The organism is Geomonas agri, from assembly GCF_020179605.1.
Taxonomy (GTDB): Bacteria; Desulfobacterota; Desulfuromonadia; order Geobacterales; family Geobacteraceae; genus Geomonas; species Geomonas agri.
Window position 1 is genome coordinate 1,145,193 of record NZ_JAINZO010000002.1, and the last position, 18,496, is coordinate 1,163,688.

Below are 18,496 nucleotides of genomic sequence, written 5' to 3' on the forward strand. Positions count from 1 at the left end.
GAAAAAATGTGAAGGGGGGCGAACCAGGGAGAAATGGAGGAAACCACCTGTAGGGCCTTTGCTTCCGCTACGCATGCAGCTGCAGACGGTGTCCCGCACTTCATGGTATCCTTCATAAATCTCACACGAGGAGGTTTCTTATGAAAAGAAGAATTCTCTCCATGGTTGCGGCATCCCTGCTTGCCGTCTCACTCGCTGCATCGGCCTGGGCCGCGCCCTGGCAGGGGTGGCGCGGTAGCGGCGGCTGGGGCATGAAAGGGGCCTACCAGCGGCTCTACGACCCGGCTAAGGTCGAGACGGTGAGCGGCGAGGTGGTCAAGGTGGAGCTGATGTCGGGCAGGAAGGCGCCGGGAAACGGCGTACACCTGCTGCTGCGCACCGGCCAGGAGGCCATTCCCGTCCACCTCGGTCCGGCCTGGTTCCTGGAGCGCCTCGACACCAAGATCGAGAAGGGAGATACGGTCGAGGTGAAGGGGGCCAGGGTGACCTTCGACGGAAAGCCGGCCATCATCGCCGCGGAAGTCAAGAAGGGAGATGCTGTGCTGCAACTGCGCGACCAGTCGGGTGCCCCGGTGTGGGCCGGGTGGCGCAGGTAATCCACGCATCAAGGGTAACGGGAGGAGGCGCGAGGCGTTCGCGCCTCCTTTTTCATGTCTGGAGACTTGGGGCGATGCTACCGCTTCGAACTCCGCTTCCCACCCTTCTTCTTGCGGTCTCTTTCTTTAACGGTCGATTTTTTCTTCTTAGCCGGCTTGCTCGACCGGGACTTCTGCGCTTTCACATGGTGCTTGCTATCCGCGCTTAGCTTGCTCCACAGTTCGACGGGCTCCAGCATGTCGGGATCGGCTTTTCTAGCTGCGGCGAACGCCTCCCGCGCCTTGTCGCGGTCTCCCTCCTTGAGGTAGAGCTTTCCCATTGCGTTCAGGGCGCGGGCGTGGTCTGGTTTGAGCTTGAGCGCAGCGTCGAACTGCCGGAACGCTTTATCGTCCTCCCGCTTGAAGGCGTAGATGACGCCGAGGCGGTACTGGCTGTCGGCGCTTTGCGGATTGAGCCGAGCATCCTCTTCCAGGACGAGGACCGTGTCATCGTAACGCTTTTGCTTCACAAGAAGCGAGATGAGAGCATCCCGCGCCTGCGAGTTCCTCGGGTCGATCTGCAGGGCGTCGCGCAGGTGCCGTTCGGCCTGTTCGGGCTGTTTCATACGCAGGAGCAAGAACGCGACGCTGCGATGGGCCTCGCTGTTGGATGAGTCGAGGGCGAGCGCCTTGTCGTAGGCGGCAGCGGCGTCCTTGTACGCGTGTCGCTTCTCCAGCAGTCGGGCGAGTTTCAGGTAGTTGATGGGATTGTCGGTCTGCCGGGACACGAGTTCCCGGTAGGAAGCGATGGCCTCATCCAACTCACCGCGCAGGGCGTGGATGTCGGCCAGCCGCCTGTGGGCGTCGCTGTTGCCAGGGTCGAGCCGCAGCGCTGCCGCGAAGTTGGCCACTGCCTCGTCGAGATCTCCTTTGCGCTCGTAAAGGGTGCCCAGGTGGTAGCGCAGCCGGGAGGAATCCTCCTTCCGGCGCAGGGCGTCCTCGTAGGCCGAGAGCGCTTCGGCATCCCGCCCGGCCGCCAGTTGGGCGTCCCCCAGTTTCTCGCGCACCCCCGCGGTGTCCGGGTTCTTCACCAGCAACGAGCCGTACTCTGCGGCGGCCAGAGCGAAATCACCGGCATCCTCGTACTTGGCCGCCCGCTTGAGGTGGTCAGCTACGGTGACGGCGCGCTGCACTCCTGCCAGCACGTACTCCTGTTCCGCCTCATCCCGCTTGCCCATCACCTCGAGCAACTGCGCCAGCCGGAAATGGGCATTGGCGTTGGCGGGAGCCACCCTGATCGCCTGGCGCAGGTGAGCGGCAGCCTGATCGAACAGCTTGCCATCCTGGTACAGGGCGGCCAGTTCCAGGTGAACGGTGACGTTGTCCGGTTCCAGGCGCAGCGCTTCCCGCAGTGACTCCAGGGCGTGCTGCTGGTCGCCAAGGCCGGTGTAGCTGCGGGCGATGCCGAGGTGGAGTGCGACGTCGCCTGCGAAGGCGGATTGCGCCTGCCGGTACTGGGCCAGCGCCAGCGCGTACAGTTTCCCTTCCAGGAAAATGTCGGCGAGGGCGCGGGCGTAGCGCGGGTCATCTTGCTGCCGGGCGGCATCGAAGAGGAGGACGGACGCCTCCTCGCGGTTACCCTTGGTGAGCAGCAATAGCCCGAGGCGCCCCTTCGCCTGCAGGAAGTTCGGGGTTTTGGCAACCGCGTTGCGGTATGCGGCAACGGCGTCCTCGTTTTTCCCTTGCGCCTCGAGAGAAACCCCTTTGAGATAAAGCGCGGCACCGCCGTCGGGGCATAGCGCCTGCACTTTTTTCACAGCCTGGTCCCGGTCGGACACACGGCTTTCAGGGGTGATTTTTTGGGTGTTTTCTAGTGCTTCGGTGCATTTGTCCTTGCTCCCCCAGGTAAAACCCATTGAAAGAAAGGCGAGCAGGACCAGGCCGGACCGCAGGGGCCGGCGTAGCGGCGTGTGGTGCATGTCATGACCTTAAAACGTTGAGGGGCCGACATGCGGCCCCTCTCGGTTACTTGTTGATGCTGAACTCGTCGCGCCTGTTCTTGGCCCAGGCGGCCTCGTCGTGGCCGGCAACGGCGGGCTTCTCCTCACCGTAGCCGATGGTGGAAAGGCGGCTGGCGGGAATTCCCAGGGACACCAGGTACTTCATCGCCGACTGGGCACGGCGCTCGCTCAGGGCGAGGTTGTACTCGTCGGAGCCGCGCTCGTCGCAGTTACCCTCGATGCGGATCTTCACGTTAGGCATAGCCTTGAGTTTCGCGTAATTCTCGGTCAGCGTCTTCCTGGCGGCATCGCTCAGCACGTCGGAGTCGAAGTCGAAGTAGATCTTTTCGAGAGCGCCGGCCAGTGCGGCTTCATTCTTGGTGAGCGGCGCGGGCTGCGACTGGATCGAATCAGCCTTGATGGTCGAGGACGGCAGAGCGGTGGTTGCCGGCGCGGCCTGCTGGGCGGGGGTAGGAGCCTGGGTCGGGGCGGGGGCTGCCTGGGTGGTTGCGGACGGTGCGACCGCTTGGTCAGCCTTGACGGTCTGCTGCTTGGCGCAGCCGCTAGCGATGAGTACGCCTGTGCAAAGAACCGGCACGAGCCGCTTCAGAGTATTTTTCATGAATTCCTCCCTTTATGCTTTTATCGATTGTTGACGCGACGGAGCGCGTGCGGGACGCAATGGCCCGCTGTTCATTCACTGTGTGACCGGAAAACGTTGCTTCGAAGTAGCGGGTGTCAGACAGCGGGGGCAGGGGGCGCCCGGGAACGGTTGGAGAAAAGCGGGGAGGCCGCCACGCCGCGGAAGACGGGCGGATATGTGGTATGGAAGATGGTGTGGACAACCGGCTCGCACACCCGAGCCAGTTCGGCCGGGAAGTGATCCAGGGCCTTCTTGGCCACGGCCTGGTGCGACTTCTTGAACTGCTCCTCGATGTAAGCGCGGGGTTTCGGCTTGGGCTGGTTCGGACTCGACAGGTCCGGTCCCCGCATCCCGAACGCGAGGACGCAGATCGAGCCTACCAGGGTGACCAGTAACGACAGGCTTTTATGGCTGAGAGTCTTTTTGATCATGGATGACTGTGTGCCGAAAAGGTTGTACCAGACAACAATATATATCCTATCCCTATCGGAAAGACAACTACCTACTTGATGCAGACTCGCCGCACCTCGTGGATGTAAGTCAGCCCCTGCAGACACTTCAGTATCCCGTCCTGTTTCAGCGTAGTCATGCCATCGGCTATGGCCTGCTCTCTCAGCCGTGCAACCTCAGCCTTCCCCTTGATCAAAGCCTTCATTTCGTCAGTGCAGTCAAGCAGTTCGTGCAGCACGGGGTTGTTCACCTTGACCGGGGCCCTGCGCTCATTTTTGAGGCGGTCCGGGCGGATCCGCTTCAGGATCTCGTCCAGTAGGGGCCATCCTCGATGACGTCTCACCCTGTATCAGGGGAGAGTGGACTGTGTCGGCTACGGATAATCCTAAAGGGACAGCTTCCTTTAAAGTTTCCAAAGCTAGTCCCGAAATGTTCTAAGTACTGCTATTCGGCAGGTTATCTGGTCACTGAAGGGAAACGGAGATCATTCACGCTGACGTAAAGTGTGGCTGTGCTGACTCTACCCATCGCGATAGTCCTTCGCGCGGGACACCACCAGCCGGCCGCGACTCTTCGCCACGGACAACATCAGCGGCACCTATTTAGGGACAACCGTGCTCGGCAGCGTCACCCTGAACCAGACCACCTCCGGTACCGGGTACGGCGTTTCCGGCATCGCGCTCACCTTCAGCATCAAGCAGTGGGACACCACCAGCAACAAGTGGTCTGCCTCGACTTCTTTGGCAACAGTGGTGTGGTGAACGGAATGGCTAACGTTCAGTTCAACGGGGTGGCAGGCGGCAAGATCAACGCCAACGGTGCCGGCACCTTCACGGGGACGGCAGCGGGCATGGCGAGGTAGCCAAAGGAAGGTGGGAATGCGCAGCTTTTCCGCGAAAAAGGCTTTTGCTTCGGTTTACATGGTTTCCTACCTGGTTGTCGGGGTCGCAATCGTGCTGACGGTCAACCACCAGCAGCGCGATGCCGCTCTCGTCGAGGCGCAGGAGAAGGCGCGGCTGATCCTCGACAGCAAGCTCGCCATCCACAGCTACTTCTCGAAGCAGCTCAAGCCGAAACTTTTCGAGCTTACGGACCGGTATCGTTCCGAGCAGTACTTCGACCCGGTCTGGATGTCGTCAACCTACGCGGTGCGCGAGATCGACGGCTACAACAAAGCTTTCTCCAAGAAGGATTACTACTACAAGGAGTGCGCGATCAACGCCAGAAGCCCACTTAACGAGGCGGATGAGGTCGAGCGCGCTTTTCTGGAGGAACTGAAGAAGGATCCCGCGATGGATTCGCGGTCCGGGATCAGGGGGATCGGCGGCAGGCCCTTCTTTGTGGTGATGCGTCGTGGCGAGAGCATGGAGAAAGACTGCCTGCGCTGTCACAGTAACCCGGATAAGGCTCCTGCCGACCTGGTGCGGGAGTATGGCCCCATGCGCAGCTTCAACCGCCATGAAGGGGAGCTGGTTTCGGCGGTGTCCATCCGGATTCCCCTGGAGCAGGCCTATGCCAGCGCAAATCGGCTCTCGTTCCACTTGTCCGTTCTGCTGCTCGCCATCCTGGGGGGGGCATCCTTGCTGCAGTTCCTGTTGATGGATGATATGCTGCTGCGCCCGCTAGGCTTGTTGCGTGACCGCACCGATGCGATCCTGCGGGATGAAAGCCGGTTGGGGCAGGATATACCCCAACTGTCGCGGGCCAGGGAGTTGGTGGAACTGACCGGCACGTTCAACGATCTCTCCCGGCACCTGCGTGCGGAAAGGGAAGGGCTGGTGGGGCAGGTTCGGCAGAGGACCGCGGAATTGCAGGACCTGAACCAGACCCTGGAGCAGGACGTGGCTGATCGTAAGGCGATCCAGGCGGAATTGGCGGCCAAGGTGGAACAGTTGGAGGCTGCGCTGGCGAAGGTGCGTATCCTGGAGGGCGTGATACCGATTTGTTCCTACTGCAAGAAGATCCGTAAGGACGAGGAAATCTGGCAACAGATGGAACTCTATATCTCCGAGCATACCGATGCCATGTTCAGTCATGGCATCTGCCCCTCCTGTTTCGAGGAGCACTGCAAGGCGGGAAAACAGGGGGAGCTGGAGGGTGAGGATGATGAGGAGTTTTAACAACGCCGGCCCAAGGGCCGACTTTTCCTTTGACGGGGCTGGCCGATGTCATCCAGGTAGATATCGTTCAGGTCGCTGAAAAACACGTGGTTGCCGTAAATGGTGGGGTGTACCGGTCCTGGCTGCAGCCGGTGAGGGCTGTCTCCTTTCCTTTAACCACGTCGAGGAAGTGGACGGGGGGCATCGCTGGTTTGGGTGCATCTGACAGTTTGTGGTATGCTGTTAGGCGGCGCATACAGCAAAGCAAGCGCCGTTTGAGCTACCTACAACACCTACTGAGAGATGGAGGACGACATGCGAAGATTGCGTTACGGCTTCATTGTGCTGGGGTTGGTGTTCTGTCTGGCGACATCTGCGACAGCCTCGGTCAGCGTTGGCATAGGCATCGGTCTTCCCAACGTAAGCATCGGTATCAATCTGGGAGGGTATCCTGATCTGAGACCCATCCCGGGCTATCCTGTCTATTACGCACCCAACGTCTACGGCAACTACTTCTTCTACGACGGCATGTACTGGGTCTTCTGGAACGATGCCTGGTATGCGAGCTCCTGGTACAACGGCCCGTGGGCGCTGGTTGACCCGTACGTGGTGCCGGTCTACATCCTGCGCGTCCCGGTACGTTATTACCGCGAACCGCCCCCCTATTTCCGGGGCTGGGGGCCGGACCGTCCGCCGCGCTGGGGCCAGCATTGGGGACGCGGTTGGGAAGATCGTCGTCACGGCTGGGACCGCTGGGACCGCAGCAGGGCTCCGCGACGGGCACCGCTGCCGACCTATCAGCGTAGCTACTCAGGTGACCGCTACCCGGGCGTAGATCAACAGCGCCGCCTGAACAGGGAAAGCTATCGCTACGAACCGCGCAACCCCGCGGTGCGTCAACACATGAGGGCTGTTGAACAACGCCCGGCGGCACCGGCACCCCGCCAGGAACGCCCTGTGATGAGAGGGCCGGCAGCTGCGCCTCCTGCACAGGCGCCGATGAGAATGGAGCAGCGGCCGCCGCAGGGCGTGGAACCAAGGCATGAGCAGCGCATGGAGCAAAGGCACGAGCAGCGCATGGAGCGCCAGGAGCAGCGAATGCCTGAACGGATGCCGGAAAGAATGGATCGGATGGAAAGAGGCGGCGGTGGTGAGCGGGGAGGCGGCCCGGGACGCGGGCCGGATAGAGACGAAGGCCGCGGCCGCTGATAGTGCAGATTGCTAGCGAAAAGAAGAGCCCCTCCCTGTATCGGGAGGGGCTCTTCTTTTCCATCGGCTGCGCAAGGACTAGGGCTGGCTGCCGGCTTGAGCGTAGTTGCGCCCCCAGTCGCACATCAATTCCAGGATGGGGAAGATGGTCCGTCCCTGCTCGGTCAAGGAGTACTCGACCTTAGGCGGGACCTGCGGGTAGACCTTTCTGTGTACCAGCCCGTCCATCTCCAGCTCGCGTAGCTGTTGGGTCAGCATCTTTCTCGTAGTATCTGAGAACTGCCGCTGCAGGTCGGAGAAGCGCATGGTCTCCTGCGCCAGGTGCCAGAGGATGGACGCCTTCCACTTGCCGCCGACCAGCGCCAGCGTCACGTCGATGCCGCACTTGTACTCCCTGTCCCTTAGTGTCATAAGTTCCGTTGCCGCTTGATCCTGCTGCATACTCTTCCCCGCCTTTGCCATGGTTACTAAAAAGGTACTGTGTTTCGTTAGAGATACTACGTTTCGAAAAAGTTCGTTATTGACGCTTGGGAACTAATGGTCCTATATAGCGCATCCGTCAAAAAAAGAAAAGTACCCGGTTCACCTATACCGGCCAAACGGGAGGAGCAGATATGAAAGTCGTCGCATTCAACGGCAGCCCCAACAAGGAAGGGAACACGTACCATGCCATCAAGATCGCGGCCGCCGAGCTTGAGAAAGAGGGCGTAGAGGTCGAGATCGTCCACGTGGGTAACAAGGCCATCCGTGGCTGCGTCGCCTGTTATCAGTGTGTGAAGAACCAGAACGAACAGTGCGCCATCAAGGACGACGAGGTTAACGAGTGGGTCCAGAAGATGAAAGGGGCTGACGGCATCATCATCGGTTCCCCGGTGCACTATTCTGGCGTGGGCGGCACCATGAAGTCGTTCCTGGATCGCGCTTTCTTCGTTGCCGGGGTGAACGGTGGGTTGTTGCGCCACAAGGTGGGAGCCGCGGTCGTGGCGGTGCGCCGCTCGGGTGGGGTCACCACCTTCGACGAGCTGAACCACTTCCTGAACTACTCCGAGATGCTACTGGCTACCTCCAACTACTGGAACGTGATCCACGGCCGCGTGCCGGGCGAGGCGCTGCAGGATGCGGAAGGGGTGCAGATCATGCGCGTTCTGGGCAGGAAGATCGTCTGGCTCATGAGGCTTCTGGAAAACGGCAAGGGCGTGGTGCCCGAGCCGGAGCGTGAAGCCAAGGTCATGACCAACTTCATCAGGTAATCGGGAGAGAAGCGATGCTGGATTTCAAGATTGCCAAAGATAAATGTACCCGGTGTGGGCTGTGCGTTGCCGACTGTCCGGCCCACGTCATCGACACGGCAGAAGGGTTTCCGCTGATCACGCCGGAGAAGGAAGGTGGCTGCTATCGCTGCCAGCACTGTTTCACGGTCTGCCCGACCGGCGCGGTCTCCATCCTGGGGCTCGACCCGGCCGAGAGCACGCCGCTGGCCGGCGATTGGCGCCCAGATGCGGCTAAGCTCGAAACGCTGATGAAGGGGCGGCGTTCGGTACGGCGCTACAAGCCGGAGAACCTGGAGCCGGAGCTGATGCAGCGGCTCCTCGAGGTGGCCTGGCACGCGCCGACCGGCGTGAACACTCGGCAGGTGCGTTTCACCGTCATCGACGACCGCGACAAGCTGGCTGCCTTCCGCGACGAACTCCTGGCCGGCATAAAGCGCCTGGTGCGGGACAACGCGCTCCCCGAACAGCTTGCTTTCTTTGCCGATTTCGTGAAGCTGTGGGAGGAGCAGGGAGTGGACGTGCTGTTCCGTGGCGCGCCGCACCTGTTGGTGGCGTCGGTCTCCGACAAGTCCGTCTGTCCGATGCAGGACTGCGTCATCGCGCTCAGCTACTTCGAGCTCTTCGCGCAGGCTAACGGCGTTGGGACCGTGTGGGATGGATTGGCGAAGATCGCCCTTGCCGACCTGGTGCCGGAAGCGCAAGCAACGTTGGGTATCCCGGAGGATCATACCCTCGGTTACTGCATGGCCTTCGGCAAGCCGGCGGTCCAGTATGCCCGCACCGTTCAGCACCGCGGCGCGCTGATCCACCGGGTTTAGTAAGGCAAATTTCCCCTGTCCCCCCTTCGCAAAGGGGACGCTAGGGCGCGTGCCGCGGGTGGTGGCAAACATCGTCCTAGGAATATAAGGAACAAATACAAAAAGGGGACTGGCTCCGTAGGTGCCAGTCCCCTTTTCTTTTTTTATCCGAAACTACCGCGCTGCCTGACTCCCGTTAGTCACTCCCATCAGCTTTGCCATGGTATCCAACTGGTTCCCGCTAACCCGGCTCCCCTCGTGATAGAAGGTCACCAGCTGCAGCGATCCACCTTTGACGGCCTTTATGGCCACGTCGTCAGGTGTGAAGGTGGTGCGGCCGAGGGACTTCTTGGTGGGCCAGTCGATGCCGCTGTAGCTGAGGTAAACCAGCTTGGAGCAGTAGACCCGCCCCTTGGATTCCACGTCGAAGTTGAAGTCGTAGGGCTTGCCGACCTGGCGCAACGCCTGGATCACCGTGTTGGCGCGCTCGGAGCGGGTGGCGGCGGTCTTGCGCAAAATGCCGATGCTGTCGATGTTGAGGAAGTGCTGCATGGTGTTCATCTCCACGCCCGAGCGCAGCGCCTCGACCACTTCGTGGCCGCTCCTGATCTGCTCCTGGTAGGGGCGCACCACCGGGTGGTCCCAGATGCCCAGTTCCTTCAGTTCTGCCTCGCTTCCGGTCCAGACCGCGGCATGCCCCCAATACCCCGGGATCAGCTTGTCGGTCAGTCGGAACGGCGTCTTCTCCAGCAGGATGTCTCCCGCCTGCAGTGTCTTCTGCATCTCTGCCCGCACGTCCTCGCGCCCGTAGAGCCTTCCCTTGCGGGTCTCGACCAGTCCCACCGCGTTGCCGAAGATCATGCTGAACAGGCTGGTCCCTTCCCGCTCAAGCCCGAGCACGGTGTCCGTGGTGACCGCGCCGAAGAATCCGAGCTTGCGCCCCACCACGTAAAATGGCGACCACTTCTTCACCATGTCGTAGGAGGGGCTCTGCTTGATCAGCGTGGAGACGTAGTCCATGGCGAGTGTGTCCGACGTGAAGGGGGACTTGCGCATCTGCTTCTCGTAGAACTTGATGGCCCGGCGCACCCTCTGGCGGTTGGAGATGGAGTCGTAACTCATGGTGACCTTGGCAAGCTCCGCGCTTCTCACCGCGTAGCCGGGGTCGCGTTCGTTGAGTATGCGGCGCAGCTTGCTGTCCCCCTCGAACAGGGAGACCGCGAGCAGGTAGTTGTCGTAGAGTACCAGCGCCGAGGAGAGCGAGAGCATCACGCCCTTCAGCCGACTTTCGGGGGTGACACCGAGCGCCGCCAGTTCCTTGTCGTCGGCGTCCAGCCAGCACTCGTGCGCCTGGGCCAGGGCCAGCAGTTTCTCGCGCAAGGCCATGTGCTGGATGATTCCCTGGTTGATCAGCGCAAGGTCGTCGCCGGTGAGCGGCTTGCCCTGGTCCATCTCCTGCTTTATGCGCACGCCGGTCTTGATGGTTTCCGCGCGCAGCGAAAGCGCCTCTTCCGCCAAGGTACGGAACTCGGTCAGCTCCTTGGTCAGTCCCTGTTCGACCGAGGACTTGCCGCAGCCGTGCACCGCCAGGAAGTGGCCGGTACAGGTTTTAGTGGACTCGCCTTCGCTGCAAAGACCCTTTTGGGCCAGGTCCTTGAGCGTGTCAGCGGCCTGGGCGGGGATCGCACAGGAAAGGGTGAAAAGGAGCGGGATCAGGATGTGTTGAAATCTCATGTAAATCCTCCCAGGGCACTCCCACTCCCTCTCCCTCCGGGAGAGGGCTGGGGTGAGGGCGTTGCGATAATTGAACCTGTAGCCTGGGCCCTCGCCCTCACCCGCCCTTCGGCCACCCTCTCCCGAAGGGCGAGGGGAATGGCAAGCTGAGGTCGCAGTAAGAGGGGGGCATTTGTTTGTGACAACAACGGGCCAAAAGATAGCGGCACTTCGCTACCGTGACAACTAATTTGTCGCCGCGAGCGCCAGTTCCTTGAGCCCCTTCAGGTCCAGCTTTCCGGTGCCGAGAATGGGGAGGCTCTCCACCTCGACAAATCCGTCCCGCCCCGGCTTCCAAAGGTTGGGGAGTTCACTCTCCGAGATCAGCTGCGCCAGGGTGGCTGCGTCGGTGGTGCCGCGGGTGTAGATCACCACCAGCCGCTCGCCCTTCTTCTCGTCGGGCACCGCGGTCACCGCGAGGATCCCGGTCTGCCCGAGCCGGTTATGCAGTTCGTCCTCTACCGCGCCGTGCGGCACCATCTCGCCGCCGATCTTGCTGAAGCGCGAGATGCGGTCAGTAATCCTGATGAAGCCGTCGTCGTCCATGACGCCGAGGTCGCCGGTCGCGTACCACCCGTCCCGCACCACCGCTGCCGTCTGCTCCTCTTTCCCCAGGTACCCCACCATCACGTTGGGCCCCTTCACCTCGATCATCCCCGTCTGCCCCGGTTTCAGGACGGCGCCGCTCTCGGTATCGACTACGCGGATGGCGACTCCGGGGATGGGATGCCCCACGCTCCCTTCCTTGGCGCCCTGCTGCCTGACCCCGTCGATCTCGACATCGGGGAGGTTCAGCGAGATAACCGGCGAAAGTTCAGTGGCACCGTAGCCTTCCATGGGGCGCACCCCGAACTTCTCCTCGAAGGAGTCCGCCAGCTTGCTCTTCAGCTTCTCCGCTCCGGTGATCACCAGGCGCAGCGAGGAGAAGTCCTCACTCTTGGCGCGGCGCAGGTAGGAGAGGAGGAAGGTCGGCGTCGCCAGGAGCAGGGTAGACTTGTGCTCCCGCACCACCTGGGCGATCTTCTCGCCGTCGAGCGGGTTCGGATGGTACGCGCTCGAGAAACCGCTGGTGAGCGGGAACCAGAGCGTGGCGGTGAAACCGAGCGAGTGGAAGAAGGGGAGGGCGGAGCAGATGTTGTCGTTCAAGTCGACCCGGAACACCATGCGCAGCGCCTCGATGTTGGACATGATGTTGTGGTGGCTCAGCATCACCCCCTTCGGCTCGCCGGTGCTCCCGGAAGAGAAAATCACCGTGGCGCTCTTGTCGGCGTGGAAGCCGTTGCCGCGGCACAAGAGAGACGCCGGGTAGAGACGCGCCTTGACCAGGGCGGTGAGCTTGTCCAACCCGGTGATGGTCGGGGCGACGTCCTCGAGGCAGATCATTCCCTCCAGGCGCGGCAGAGTGGGGACCTTTTCCAGGAAGGCGCGCGAGGTGATAACGGTGCGGATGCCGCATTGGTCGATCGCCGAACGGAGCGACGCCTCCGATGCGGTGAAGTTGAGGTTGACGGTGACCCGCCCCAGCATGGAGAGCGCCAGGTTGGCCAGTGCCCCGCCGGTGGAAGCCGGCAGCAGGAGCCCCACGTGCTCCTCCGTGCCGATCAGCCCCTCAAGTTTATCCGCAAGTGCCACAGCGCCAACCAGAGTGCGGCCGTAGTTCAGGTTCTTGCCGGAGGTGTCGGCCACGGCGCAACGCTTCCAGTGCTGGCGTGCGGTGCGGATGAAGTACTCCGGCAGCGCCCTACGCTGTTCTTTCCGCGAGGCGAAGTAGTCGCAGGAGAGTTCGGCCACCTTCTGGCGCACCTCGGCGGCGAGGCTCGCGGCGGGCATCGGAGTCCCGAACAGGATGGTCACCGGGTACGGGGAAAAGGCCGGCAACCGTGACAGGAGCTTACCGTGGGCGTAGGAGAGGATGCTCCCCCAGGCACCGCCGATGTAGACCGGGATGATAGGGTAATCGGTCCCCTTCACGATCCGTTCGAAGCCGCCGCGGAACTCGCCCAGCATGCCGTTGCGGGTCAGCGCGCCTTCGGCGAAGATGCAGACCATGTACCCCTCGTCGAGAGCGGCGCGGGCGCTTTTGATGAATTCGAGCATCTCGCGCTTGCCGTCGGCCGAGGAAACCGGGATCACCCCCATGAGTCGGAACAGGCTGCGCAGGATCGGTGTGTTGTAGATGCTGCGCTCCATGACGAAGCGGATGCGGCGTTGGCAGGTGGCGGTGAGGAGCAGTGCGTCGGCCCAGGTGACGTGGTTCGGGATCAACAGCGCCGGCCCCTCGACCGGGAGGTTGTCGCGGCCGATGATGCGCAGGCGGTAGAAGATACGCATCGTCACCAGGGCGATGAAGCGGAGCAGGAAGTCCGGCAGGATCCGGAAGGAAAGGATGGTGAGTACCAGGGTGAGTGCGCCGATAATGCTGAACCCTTGGGCGGCGGTGAGTCCCATCGGGCCGCTGAAGAGCCAGGTGAGGCCCGAGGCGAACAGGATGCCGATCCAGTTGATGAAGGTGGAGGCGGCCAGCACCTCGCCGCGCATGGAGGCATCGGCGCGCAGCTGGATGAAGGTCTGCAGCGGCAGGCTGAAGACACCGGCGGAGATGCCGAAGCAGACGATGACGGCGAGGCTCACCGGGAGGCTCGCCGGCAGTACGTGCAGCAGCCACGGCGCCACGGTGAGGCCGGCGGCGCCCAGCGGCACGATGCCGAACTCGACGTCGCGGCCGGAGAGCTTGGCGGCAAGGAGCGAACCCATGCCGATGCCCAGCGCCGCTGCCAGGAACAGGTAGCCGCTGTGGGCCTCGGAGAGCCCGAGCCGCTCCATGCCGTAACCGATCAGGTTGAGCTGCGCGAAGGCGCCGATGAACATGAACCAGGCAAGCCCGATGATGGCCAGCATGAGGTGGCGGTCGCGGCTCACGCCCCTGATGGTGCGCAGGATCTCGGTGGGGAGCAGCGCCACCGTGTGATTGGCGTCGCAGCGCTCGCTTGTGCCGATCAGGCGCGCGGAAAAGAGGCCGGCCACGGCGATGGCGAGGCAGAACAGGGCGGCCAGCCAGAAACGCCCGTCGGCGAGTTGGGCCAGCCCGGAGGCGAGGCCGGTGCCGACGATGATGGCCATGAAGGTGCAGGATTCCATCGCCCCATTGACCCGTGACAGTTCTTCCTTGGCCACCAGTTCCGGCAGGATGCTGTACTTGGCTGGGGCGAAGAAGGTGCTGTGGGCGGCCATCAGGAAGATGACCAGGAAGAGGGCCTGCTCCAGGCGCAGGGCGAAGGCTACGACCGCCAGGAGCGTCACCATGACTTCGACCAGCTTCACGTTCACGATCAGCTTGGCTTTGGGGAGACGGTCGGCCAGGCAACCCGCCGGGGCGGAGAAGAGCAGGAAAGGGAGCACGAAGGCTGCGCCTACTGCGGCGGTGACTGCGCCGGCATGGGCATGCCCGCGGCTGCCGATCAGGAAGAAGATGATCAAGAGCTTCAGGATGTTGTCGTTCAGCGCGCCGAGAAACTGGGTGGTGTTCAGCCAGGCGAATGATTTTGATGAAGTGGTGTCGGTGCTCATTGCGGTGCTCCTGACGGCCTAAAGCCTGATGATTGAATTGGCGTCGAAGAAGATCTGCTCCGGGACCCCGAGTGCTTCCTTGAGGGCGACGTCCTGGTCCCACGGGTTGGCGATGCCGGCAATCTGCAGCATGCGCCGCGGCGTGAGCCGGTTCGGGAAGCCGAGGGGCGTCACCGCCGCCGTGTTGGGGATCGGCATGTCGGTGCCGTAGAGGAGCCGGCCGAAGAGTTCCGGGTGTTTTAGCAGACGCTGAAGGTGCGTCAGACGGTTCAACTGGGTCAGCGCGGAGATGTCCGCGTACAGGTTTTGGTGCTCGCCGCAAAGTCTTAAAAAGCGGCGGTGGTTGCTCTCCCCCTGGTTGCGGCCGTTACTCGCCGCGTGTGCCGCGATCACGGTCACGCCGAGGCTGAGCGGCAGCCGCAGGCGCTCCGGGTCGGCCAGTTCGTTGCGGGTGGCGGTGAAGGATTTTTCCGAGCCAGTGTGGGTGAGCAGCGGCAACCCAAGCTCACGCAGTTTTTCGTAGAACGGCACCAGGCGCCGGTCGGCGGGGTCGAAGTGCTGGATGGAGGGGAGCCACTTGACCAGGACCGCGCCGTGCGCCGCTGCCCACTCCAGGCGCTCCAGCGCGTCGCGGCGCAGGGGATTGATGCTGGCGCCGAAGAGGAGGTTCGGGTACTTGGCCGTTTCCGCCGCCACAAATTCGTTGGGGATGAACATCTCGGTCTGCGAGCGGTCCAGTTCACCCTTGTCGTCCACCGCGCCGTCCATGGCCAGGATGACTGCCGCCGTCACGCGCTGGGAAAGGGCCAGGCTCTCGGCGGTGCGACGCATCACCAGTCCATCCCCTTCACTGAGCAGTTCCTGTTCTGTCACGCCGAAGGCTTTCAGGAACACCCTGTATCTCCAGCTCCTGCGCATGGCCGGGGAAATGAAGCAGCCGCTGTTCCCCGCGCCGATGCCGGCGGTGTGACAGTGGATGTCAATGATGCCTTTTGCTGTGGTCGTGCTCATGTCGGTCTCCTCTGAGTCGGATAACTTTGCTTCTACAGATACTATGCCAATGCTGAAGCAGCGGAGAGTACAGACGTAACACCTTGATTCTGTGCCAATGATGCCTGGAAGATAGTGTTGAGTAAAAACGTATATTGACATTTTATGTACATACATAATACATATAATGTATGACTTCCATAAAAATGACAGATCAAGAATGGGCTTTCCTGGAGACAGTCGCGCGCGCCGCTTTTGCCAATCCCTTTGGCGAGACAAGGGATGATCTTGATCTCCTCATCGGAGGTGCACCGCGGGGGGCGTCATCGGAAGAAATCCTCGACTCAGTATTGAGCCGGGTTACGACGCAGGTCGAGAGCCTGCGCCGACGGGGGCTGGCGGACCTGCGGGGGGAGGGGGGCAATCGGCGTGAGGTGCTGCGCAGGTTCTGCCTGTTCCACGTCTTCCATCGCTACGTCGACCACTTTGATCGGCTCATCCAGGAGCAGTTGCAACAGGGTGACAAACCCTGCCGTGTCAGCTTCGCCCGAGAGGCGCTAGAGGAGCTCGCGAGCTTCGGCCTCACCGCTGAGGAGGCGGAGCGGACCTTCGCCGTCTTCTACCAGTTGCGCCGCGCTTTCTACTTCATCAGGAACGGGCTGGTGGGGAGTTCCCCTTCCATGAAGGCGCTACGCCGCCACCTCTGGGACTGCGTCTTCACCCACGACGTGCGCTGGTTCGAGGCGGGGTTGTGGAACCGCATGGAGGAGTTTTCCATCCTGCTTCTCGGCGAGACCGGGACCGGCAAGGGGGCCGCAGCGGCCGCCATCGGGCGTTCCGGCTTCATCCCTTACGATCCCGTCCGAAACGGTTTCAGCGAGAGCTTCACTCGCAACTTCGTCGCCATCAACCTGTCCCAGTATTCCGAGGGTGTGCTCGAATCAGAACTCTTCGGGCACAAGAAAGGCTCCTTCACTGGCGCCGTGGAGAACCACGAGGGACTTTTCAGCCGCTGCGCGCCGCACGGCGTCATCTTCCTGGACGAGATCGGCGATGTCAGCATCCCGGTGCAGATCAAGCTCTTGCAGGTGCTGCAGGAGCGGGTTTTCTTCCCGGTCGGGAGCCATGAGCCCAAGCGCTTCAGCGGACGCATCGTCGCCGCCACCAATCGGCCTCTGGACGAGATGCTCATTAACGGGAAATTCCGTGACGACCTCTATTACCGTCTCTGCTCCGACGTGGTCACCATCCCACCGCTGCGCGAGCGTCTGAAGGAAGAACCTGAAGAGCTGGAGCACCTGTTGGACGCCATCCTGCGCCGCATCGCCGGGCAGCCGGTTTCCGCCCGCGAGCGGCAACTGGTGCAAAAGGTGTTGAAGCGTGACGTGGGGCGGGACTACGACTGGCCGGGCAACGTGAGGGAGTTGGAGCAGGCCGTGAAGAGGATCATCCTCACTGGTCGCTATCAGGGCGTGCAGCGGGAAAAGGGGAAGGGGGATGCGGATGCGGTCGAGCGGCTGGCCTCCGGCATCAGGGAAGGAGCGCTCAACGCCGAAGAAGTGCTAGCCGCCTACTGCGGCCTGCTCTACGACACCCATGGTACCTACGAAGAAGTCGCTCGCCGCATCCAGCTTGACCGTCGCACGGTGAAGAAGTATGTGCAGATGGGGAACCGTGGATTGTAAAGGAAAGGGGCCGGGACGGGATGCATGGGCTGTTCCGCCTTAGGGGGCGGGGACAGCTTTCCTGCGTTGTGAGCGAGGGGGGATATCCCGGGAAAAGCGGCCCTGCAACGGCAACTCCTGCATTTCCTTGAGCAGCTCGGGATGCCTTTCGATCAGCTTCAGCAGTTTCACTACTGGAGCGGGGGGACGGGTTTCCCCTCTTTCGTATCGGGAAAAGGCGACTTTACCAACGCCAAAGGCTTCCGCCAACTCGGATTGGGTTAGCTTCAACTCCTTCCTGATGCGCCTGATGTCGGCGCTGACGTCCTCTTTGACCGTGCGCAGCAACGTGTCCTGTGCTTCTGTATAGCGCCGGTAGCTGTGGTCATCCCAGATCCCCTCGTCGCAGGCGGTGCAGAACTGCCCCTGCATTCCTGTCAAGGTCATTGATTCTCCTCCGTAACAGAGGGTTTCCTCACGGACTTCCGTAACCATCTGGTTGCCACACGCTGGGCACTTCATATCAACCCCTCATTTCTTCTTAAACTGGATCACGGGCGGGTGTCCCGGATGCCAGGTTACCTTGATATATACGACAACACCTGAAGCGATTACACCATGGTAAACATCCTGCCATTGCCTCGGATCAGCAAGTGTTGTCATGGACTTGTAGAAATCGCGTCTTTGCAAAGCGCACACGACGTGCCGCATCTCATTTTCTGTCAGCCCGAGAGCCAAGCCTCCACGCAAGGCCGTTATTGTGAACGGGTGGCTCTGCGGATCGGCAACCAAGGTCTGAATGAGCGACAGTGGGTAATGTGGTGTGCGCTTCTCCATGCCAGATGTTATACAGGTTCTATGTATTAGTCAAATTGATAAAAAGTGGATCTTAAAACCTCTTTCGCCTGAGTGCCCCCGATGCGCCGCGAAGGACCGTGCCTTACTCCCTCCCTCAGGCAAATCGAAAAATCACGTTCGAAAACTTGAATATGTTAACTCCGCGTGCTATGGTCGCTGCCGTTAAGTTCTTGAGATCATTGCTGCATGTCTGCGCGAGCGGGCAGCGCGGTGGCTTCGAGAACGTGAGATGGAAAATTTTGTTATCAGGAGGAAGCAGTGAAGAAGATTCTTTATGCGGGTCTGTTGGCTGGTTTCGGGATCATGTCCGGTTGTGCCTCGCCATTCCCGATGGGCGCCCTCTACACCGATTTGAAGCTTCCGGTCGCGGCCACCGCGAACGGCGGTGAGAGAAAGCACGGCGTGGCCGAGTGCAAGAGCGTGCTCGGGCTGGTCGCCACCGGCGACTGCAGCATCGAGACCGCCAAGAAAAACGGCGGGATCAGCAAGGTTTCCGCAGCCGACTGGGAAGGCAAGAACGTCCTGGGTATTTTCGGCGAGTACAAGCTGCACGTCTACGGCGAATAAACAGGAACAACATCGGAACAACGAAGCCGGGCG

General features: G+C 61.6%; 17 protein-coding genes and 1 pseudogene. 8 read left to right on the forward strand and 10 right to left on the reverse strand.

Annotation, left to right across the window (positions count from 1 at the left end):
• Positions 1-140: 140 nt before the first annotated feature.
• The gene (locus tag K7R21_RS16360) at positions 141-596 is read left to right on the forward strand and encodes a DNA-binding protein (RefSeq protein WP_224984343.1); all 456 of its coding nucleotides are present in this window, start codon (positions 141-143) and stop codon (positions 594-596) included.
• Positions 597-673: 77 nt separating this feature from the next.
• On the opposite strand, the gene K7R21_RS16365 is transcribed toward K7R21_RS16360, so the two are convergent.
• The 4 genes and pseudogenes from K7R21_RS16365 to K7R21_RS16380 form a co-directional block, all read right to left on the reverse strand.
• Positions 674-2,392 (reverse strand): tetratricopeptide repeat protein, encoded by a 1,719-nt coding sequence (locus K7R21_RS16365; RefSeq protein WP_224984344.1) that lies wholly within the window; start codon positions 2,390-2,392, stop codon positions 674-676.
• A 208-nt stretch (positions 2,393-2,600) separates the two neighbouring features.
• Complete coding sequence (pal, locus tag K7R21_RS16370) at positions 2,601-3,197, reverse strand: peptidoglycan-associated lipoprotein Pal (protein ID WP_224984345.1); 597 nt, start codon at positions 3,195-3,197, stop codon at positions 2,601-2,603.
• Positions 3,198-3,313: 116 nt separating this feature from the next.
• Positions 3,314-3,649, reverse strand: a complete 336-nt coding sequence (locus tag K7R21_RS16375) for a hypothetical protein (RefSeq protein ID WP_224984346.1) — start codon at positions 3,647-3,649, stop codon at positions 3,314-3,316.
• Positions 3,650-3,720: 71 nt separating this feature from the next.
• Positions 3,721-3,903: pseudogene (locus K7R21_RS16380) on the reverse strand (hypothetical protein); the annotation flags it as partial.
• A gap of 379 nt (positions 3,904-4,282) precedes the next feature.
• Here K7R21_RS16380 and K7R21_RS16385 point away from each other — a divergent pair.
• The 3 genes from K7R21_RS16385 (at position 4,283) to K7R21_RS16395 (ending at position 6,976) form a co-directional block, all read left to right on the forward strand.
• A complete protein-coding gene (locus K7R21_RS16385) occupies positions 4,283-4,429 on the forward strand; it encodes a hypothetical protein (RefSeq protein WP_224984347.1) in 147 nt (48 codons plus the stop codon).
• 117 nt (positions 4,430-4,546) lie between these two features.
• Positions 4,547-5,788 (forward strand): Tll0287-like domain-containing protein, encoded by a 1,242-nt coding sequence (locus tag K7R21_RS16390; protein WP_224984348.1) that lies wholly within the window; start codon positions 4,547-4,549, stop codon positions 5,786-5,788.
• A 294-nt stretch (positions 5,789-6,082) separates the two neighbouring features.
• Positions 6,083-6,976 carry a hypothetical protein gene (locus K7R21_RS16395; RefSeq protein ID WP_224984349.1) on the forward strand — a complete coding sequence of 298 codons (894 nt, stop codon included), beginning with the start codon at positions 6,083-6,085 and terminating at the stop codon, positions 6,974-6,976.
• 78 nt (positions 6,977-7,054) lie between these two features.
• Here K7R21_RS16395 and K7R21_RS16400 read toward each other — a convergent pair whose 3' ends face one another.
• Complete coding sequence (locus tag K7R21_RS16400) at positions 7,055-7,417, reverse strand: winged helix-turn-helix transcriptional regulator (protein ID WP_224984350.1); 363 nt, start codon at positions 7,415-7,417, stop codon at positions 7,055-7,057.
• A 173-nt stretch (positions 7,418-7,590) separates the two neighbouring features.
• On the opposite strand from K7R21_RS16400, the gene K7R21_RS16405 reads away from it, so the two are divergent.
• Entirely contained in the window at positions 7,591-8,226 is a 636-nt protein-coding gene (locus K7R21_RS16405) for a flavodoxin family protein (RefSeq protein ID WP_224984351.1), read from the forward strand.
• Positions 8,227-8,240: 14 nt separating this feature from the next.
• Positions 8,241-9,065: a nitroreductase family protein gene (locus tag K7R21_RS16410; protein ID WP_224984352.1), complete on the forward strand. Its 825-nt coding sequence runs from the start codon at positions 8,241-8,243 to the stop codon at positions 9,063-9,065.
• A 153-nt stretch (positions 9,066-9,218) separates the two neighbouring features.
• Here K7R21_RS16410 and K7R21_RS16415 read toward each other — a convergent pair whose 3' ends face one another.
• From K7R21_RS16415 to K7R21_RS16425, 3 genes are all read right to left on the reverse strand, one after another.
• Positions 9,219-10,778, reverse strand: coding sequence for a YiiX/YebB-like N1pC/P60 family cysteine hydrolase (locus K7R21_RS16415; protein WP_224984353.1), 1,560 nt, complete (start codon positions 10,776-10,778; stop codon positions 9,219-9,221).
• Positions 10,779-11,003: 225 nt separating this feature from the next.
• Positions 11,004-14,384 carry an acyl-[ACP]--phospholipid O-acyltransferase gene (locus tag K7R21_RS16420; RefSeq protein WP_224984354.1) on the reverse strand — a complete coding sequence of 1,127 codons (3,381 nt, stop codon included), beginning with the start codon at positions 14,382-14,384 and terminating at the stop codon, positions 11,004-11,006.
• An 18-nt stretch (positions 14,385-14,402) separates the two neighbouring features.
• A complete protein-coding gene (locus K7R21_RS16425; protein WP_224984355.1) occupies positions 14,403-15,395 on the reverse strand; it encodes an amidohydrolase family protein in 993 nt (330 codons plus the stop codon).
• 185 nt (positions 15,396-15,580) lie between these two features.
• On the opposite strand from K7R21_RS16425, the gene K7R21_RS16430 reads away from it, so the two are divergent.
• Positions 15,581-17,059, forward strand: a complete 1,479-nt coding sequence (locus tag K7R21_RS16430; RefSeq protein ID WP_224984356.1) for a sigma 54-interacting transcriptional regulator — start codon at positions 15,581-15,583, stop codon at positions 17,057-17,059.
• A gap of 39 nt (positions 17,060-17,098) precedes the next feature.
• On the opposite strand, the gene K7R21_RS16435 is transcribed toward K7R21_RS16430, so the two are convergent.
• Together K7R21_RS16435 and K7R21_RS16440 are read right to left on the reverse strand one after the other, a co-directional pair.
• A complete protein-coding gene (locus K7R21_RS16435; protein WP_224984357.1) occupies positions 17,099-17,560 on the reverse strand; it encodes a type II TA system antitoxin MqsA family protein in 462 nt (153 codons plus the stop codon).
• A gap of 9 nt (positions 17,561-17,569) precedes the next feature.
• Complete coding sequence (locus K7R21_RS16440) at positions 17,570-17,875, reverse strand: type II toxin-antitoxin system MqsR family toxin (protein WP_224984358.1); 306 nt, start codon at positions 17,873-17,875, stop codon at positions 17,570-17,572.
• Positions 17,876-18,154: 279 nt separating this feature from the next.
• Here K7R21_RS16440 and K7R21_RS16445 point away from each other — a divergent pair, with 279 nt between their 5' ends.
• Positions 18,155-18,463, forward strand: a complete 309-nt coding sequence (locus K7R21_RS16445; protein WP_224984359.1) for a TRL-like family protein — start codon at positions 18,155-18,157, stop codon at positions 18,461-18,463.
• Positions 18,464-18,496: the final 33 nt, after the last annotated feature.

What these genes read in the sequence shown, in the direction of transcription:
- K7R21_RS16360 (WP_224984343.1), top strand. Translation starts at nt 141, where the DNA reads ATGAAAAGAAGAATTCTCTCCATGGTTGCGGCATCCCTGCTTGCCGTC.
- pal (WP_224984345.1), bottom strand. Translation starts at nt 3,197, where the DNA reads ATGAAAAATACTCTGAAGCGGCTCGTGCCGGTTCTTTGCACAGGCGTA.
- K7R21_RS16375 (WP_224984346.1), bottom strand. Translation starts at nt 3,649, where the DNA reads ATGATCAAAAAGACTCTCAGCCATAAAAGCCTGTCGTTACTGGTCACC.
- K7R21_RS16390 (WP_224984348.1), top strand. Translation starts at nt 4,547, where the DNA reads ATGCGCAGCTTTTCCGCGAAAAAGGCTTTTGCTTCGGTTTACATGGTT.
- K7R21_RS16395 (WP_224984349.1), top strand. Translation starts at nt 6,083, where the DNA reads ATGCGAAGATTGCGTTACGGCTTCATTGTGCTGGGGTTGGTGTTCTGT.
- K7R21_RS16400 (WP_224984350.1), bottom strand. Translation starts at nt 7,417, where the DNA reads ATGCAGCAGGATCAAGCGGCAACGGAACTTATGACACTAAGGGACAGG.
- K7R21_RS16405 (WP_224984351.1), top strand. Translation starts at nt 7,591, where the DNA reads ATGAAAGTCGTCGCATTCAACGGCAGCCCCAACAAGGAAGGGAACACG.
- K7R21_RS16410 (WP_224984352.1), top strand. Translation starts at nt 8,241, where the DNA reads ATGCTGGATTTCAAGATTGCCAAAGATAAATGTACCCGGTGTGGGCTG.
- K7R21_RS16415 (WP_224984353.1), bottom strand. Translation starts at nt 10,778, where the DNA reads ATGAGATTTCAACACATCCTGATCCCGCTCCTTTTCACCCTTTCCTGT.
- K7R21_RS16420 (WP_224984354.1), bottom strand. Translation starts at nt 14,384, where the DNA reads ATGAGCACCGACACCACTTCATCAAAATCATTCGCCTGGCTGAACACC.
- K7R21_RS16425 (WP_224984355.1), bottom strand. Translation starts at nt 15,395, where the DNA reads ATGAGCACGACCACAGCAAAAGGCATCATTGACATCCACTGTCACACC.
- K7R21_RS16430 (WP_224984356.1), top strand. Translation starts at nt 15,581, where the DNA reads ATGACAGATCAAGAATGGGCTTTCCTGGAGACAGTCGCGCGCGCCGCT.
- K7R21_RS16435 (WP_224984357.1), bottom strand. Translation starts at nt 17,560, where the DNA reads ATGAAGTGCCCAGCGTGTGGCAACCAGATGGTTACGGAAGTCCGTGAG.
- K7R21_RS16440 (WP_224984358.1), bottom strand. Translation starts at nt 17,875, where the DNA reads ATGGAGAAGCGCACACCACATTACCCACTGTCGCTCATTCAGACCTTG.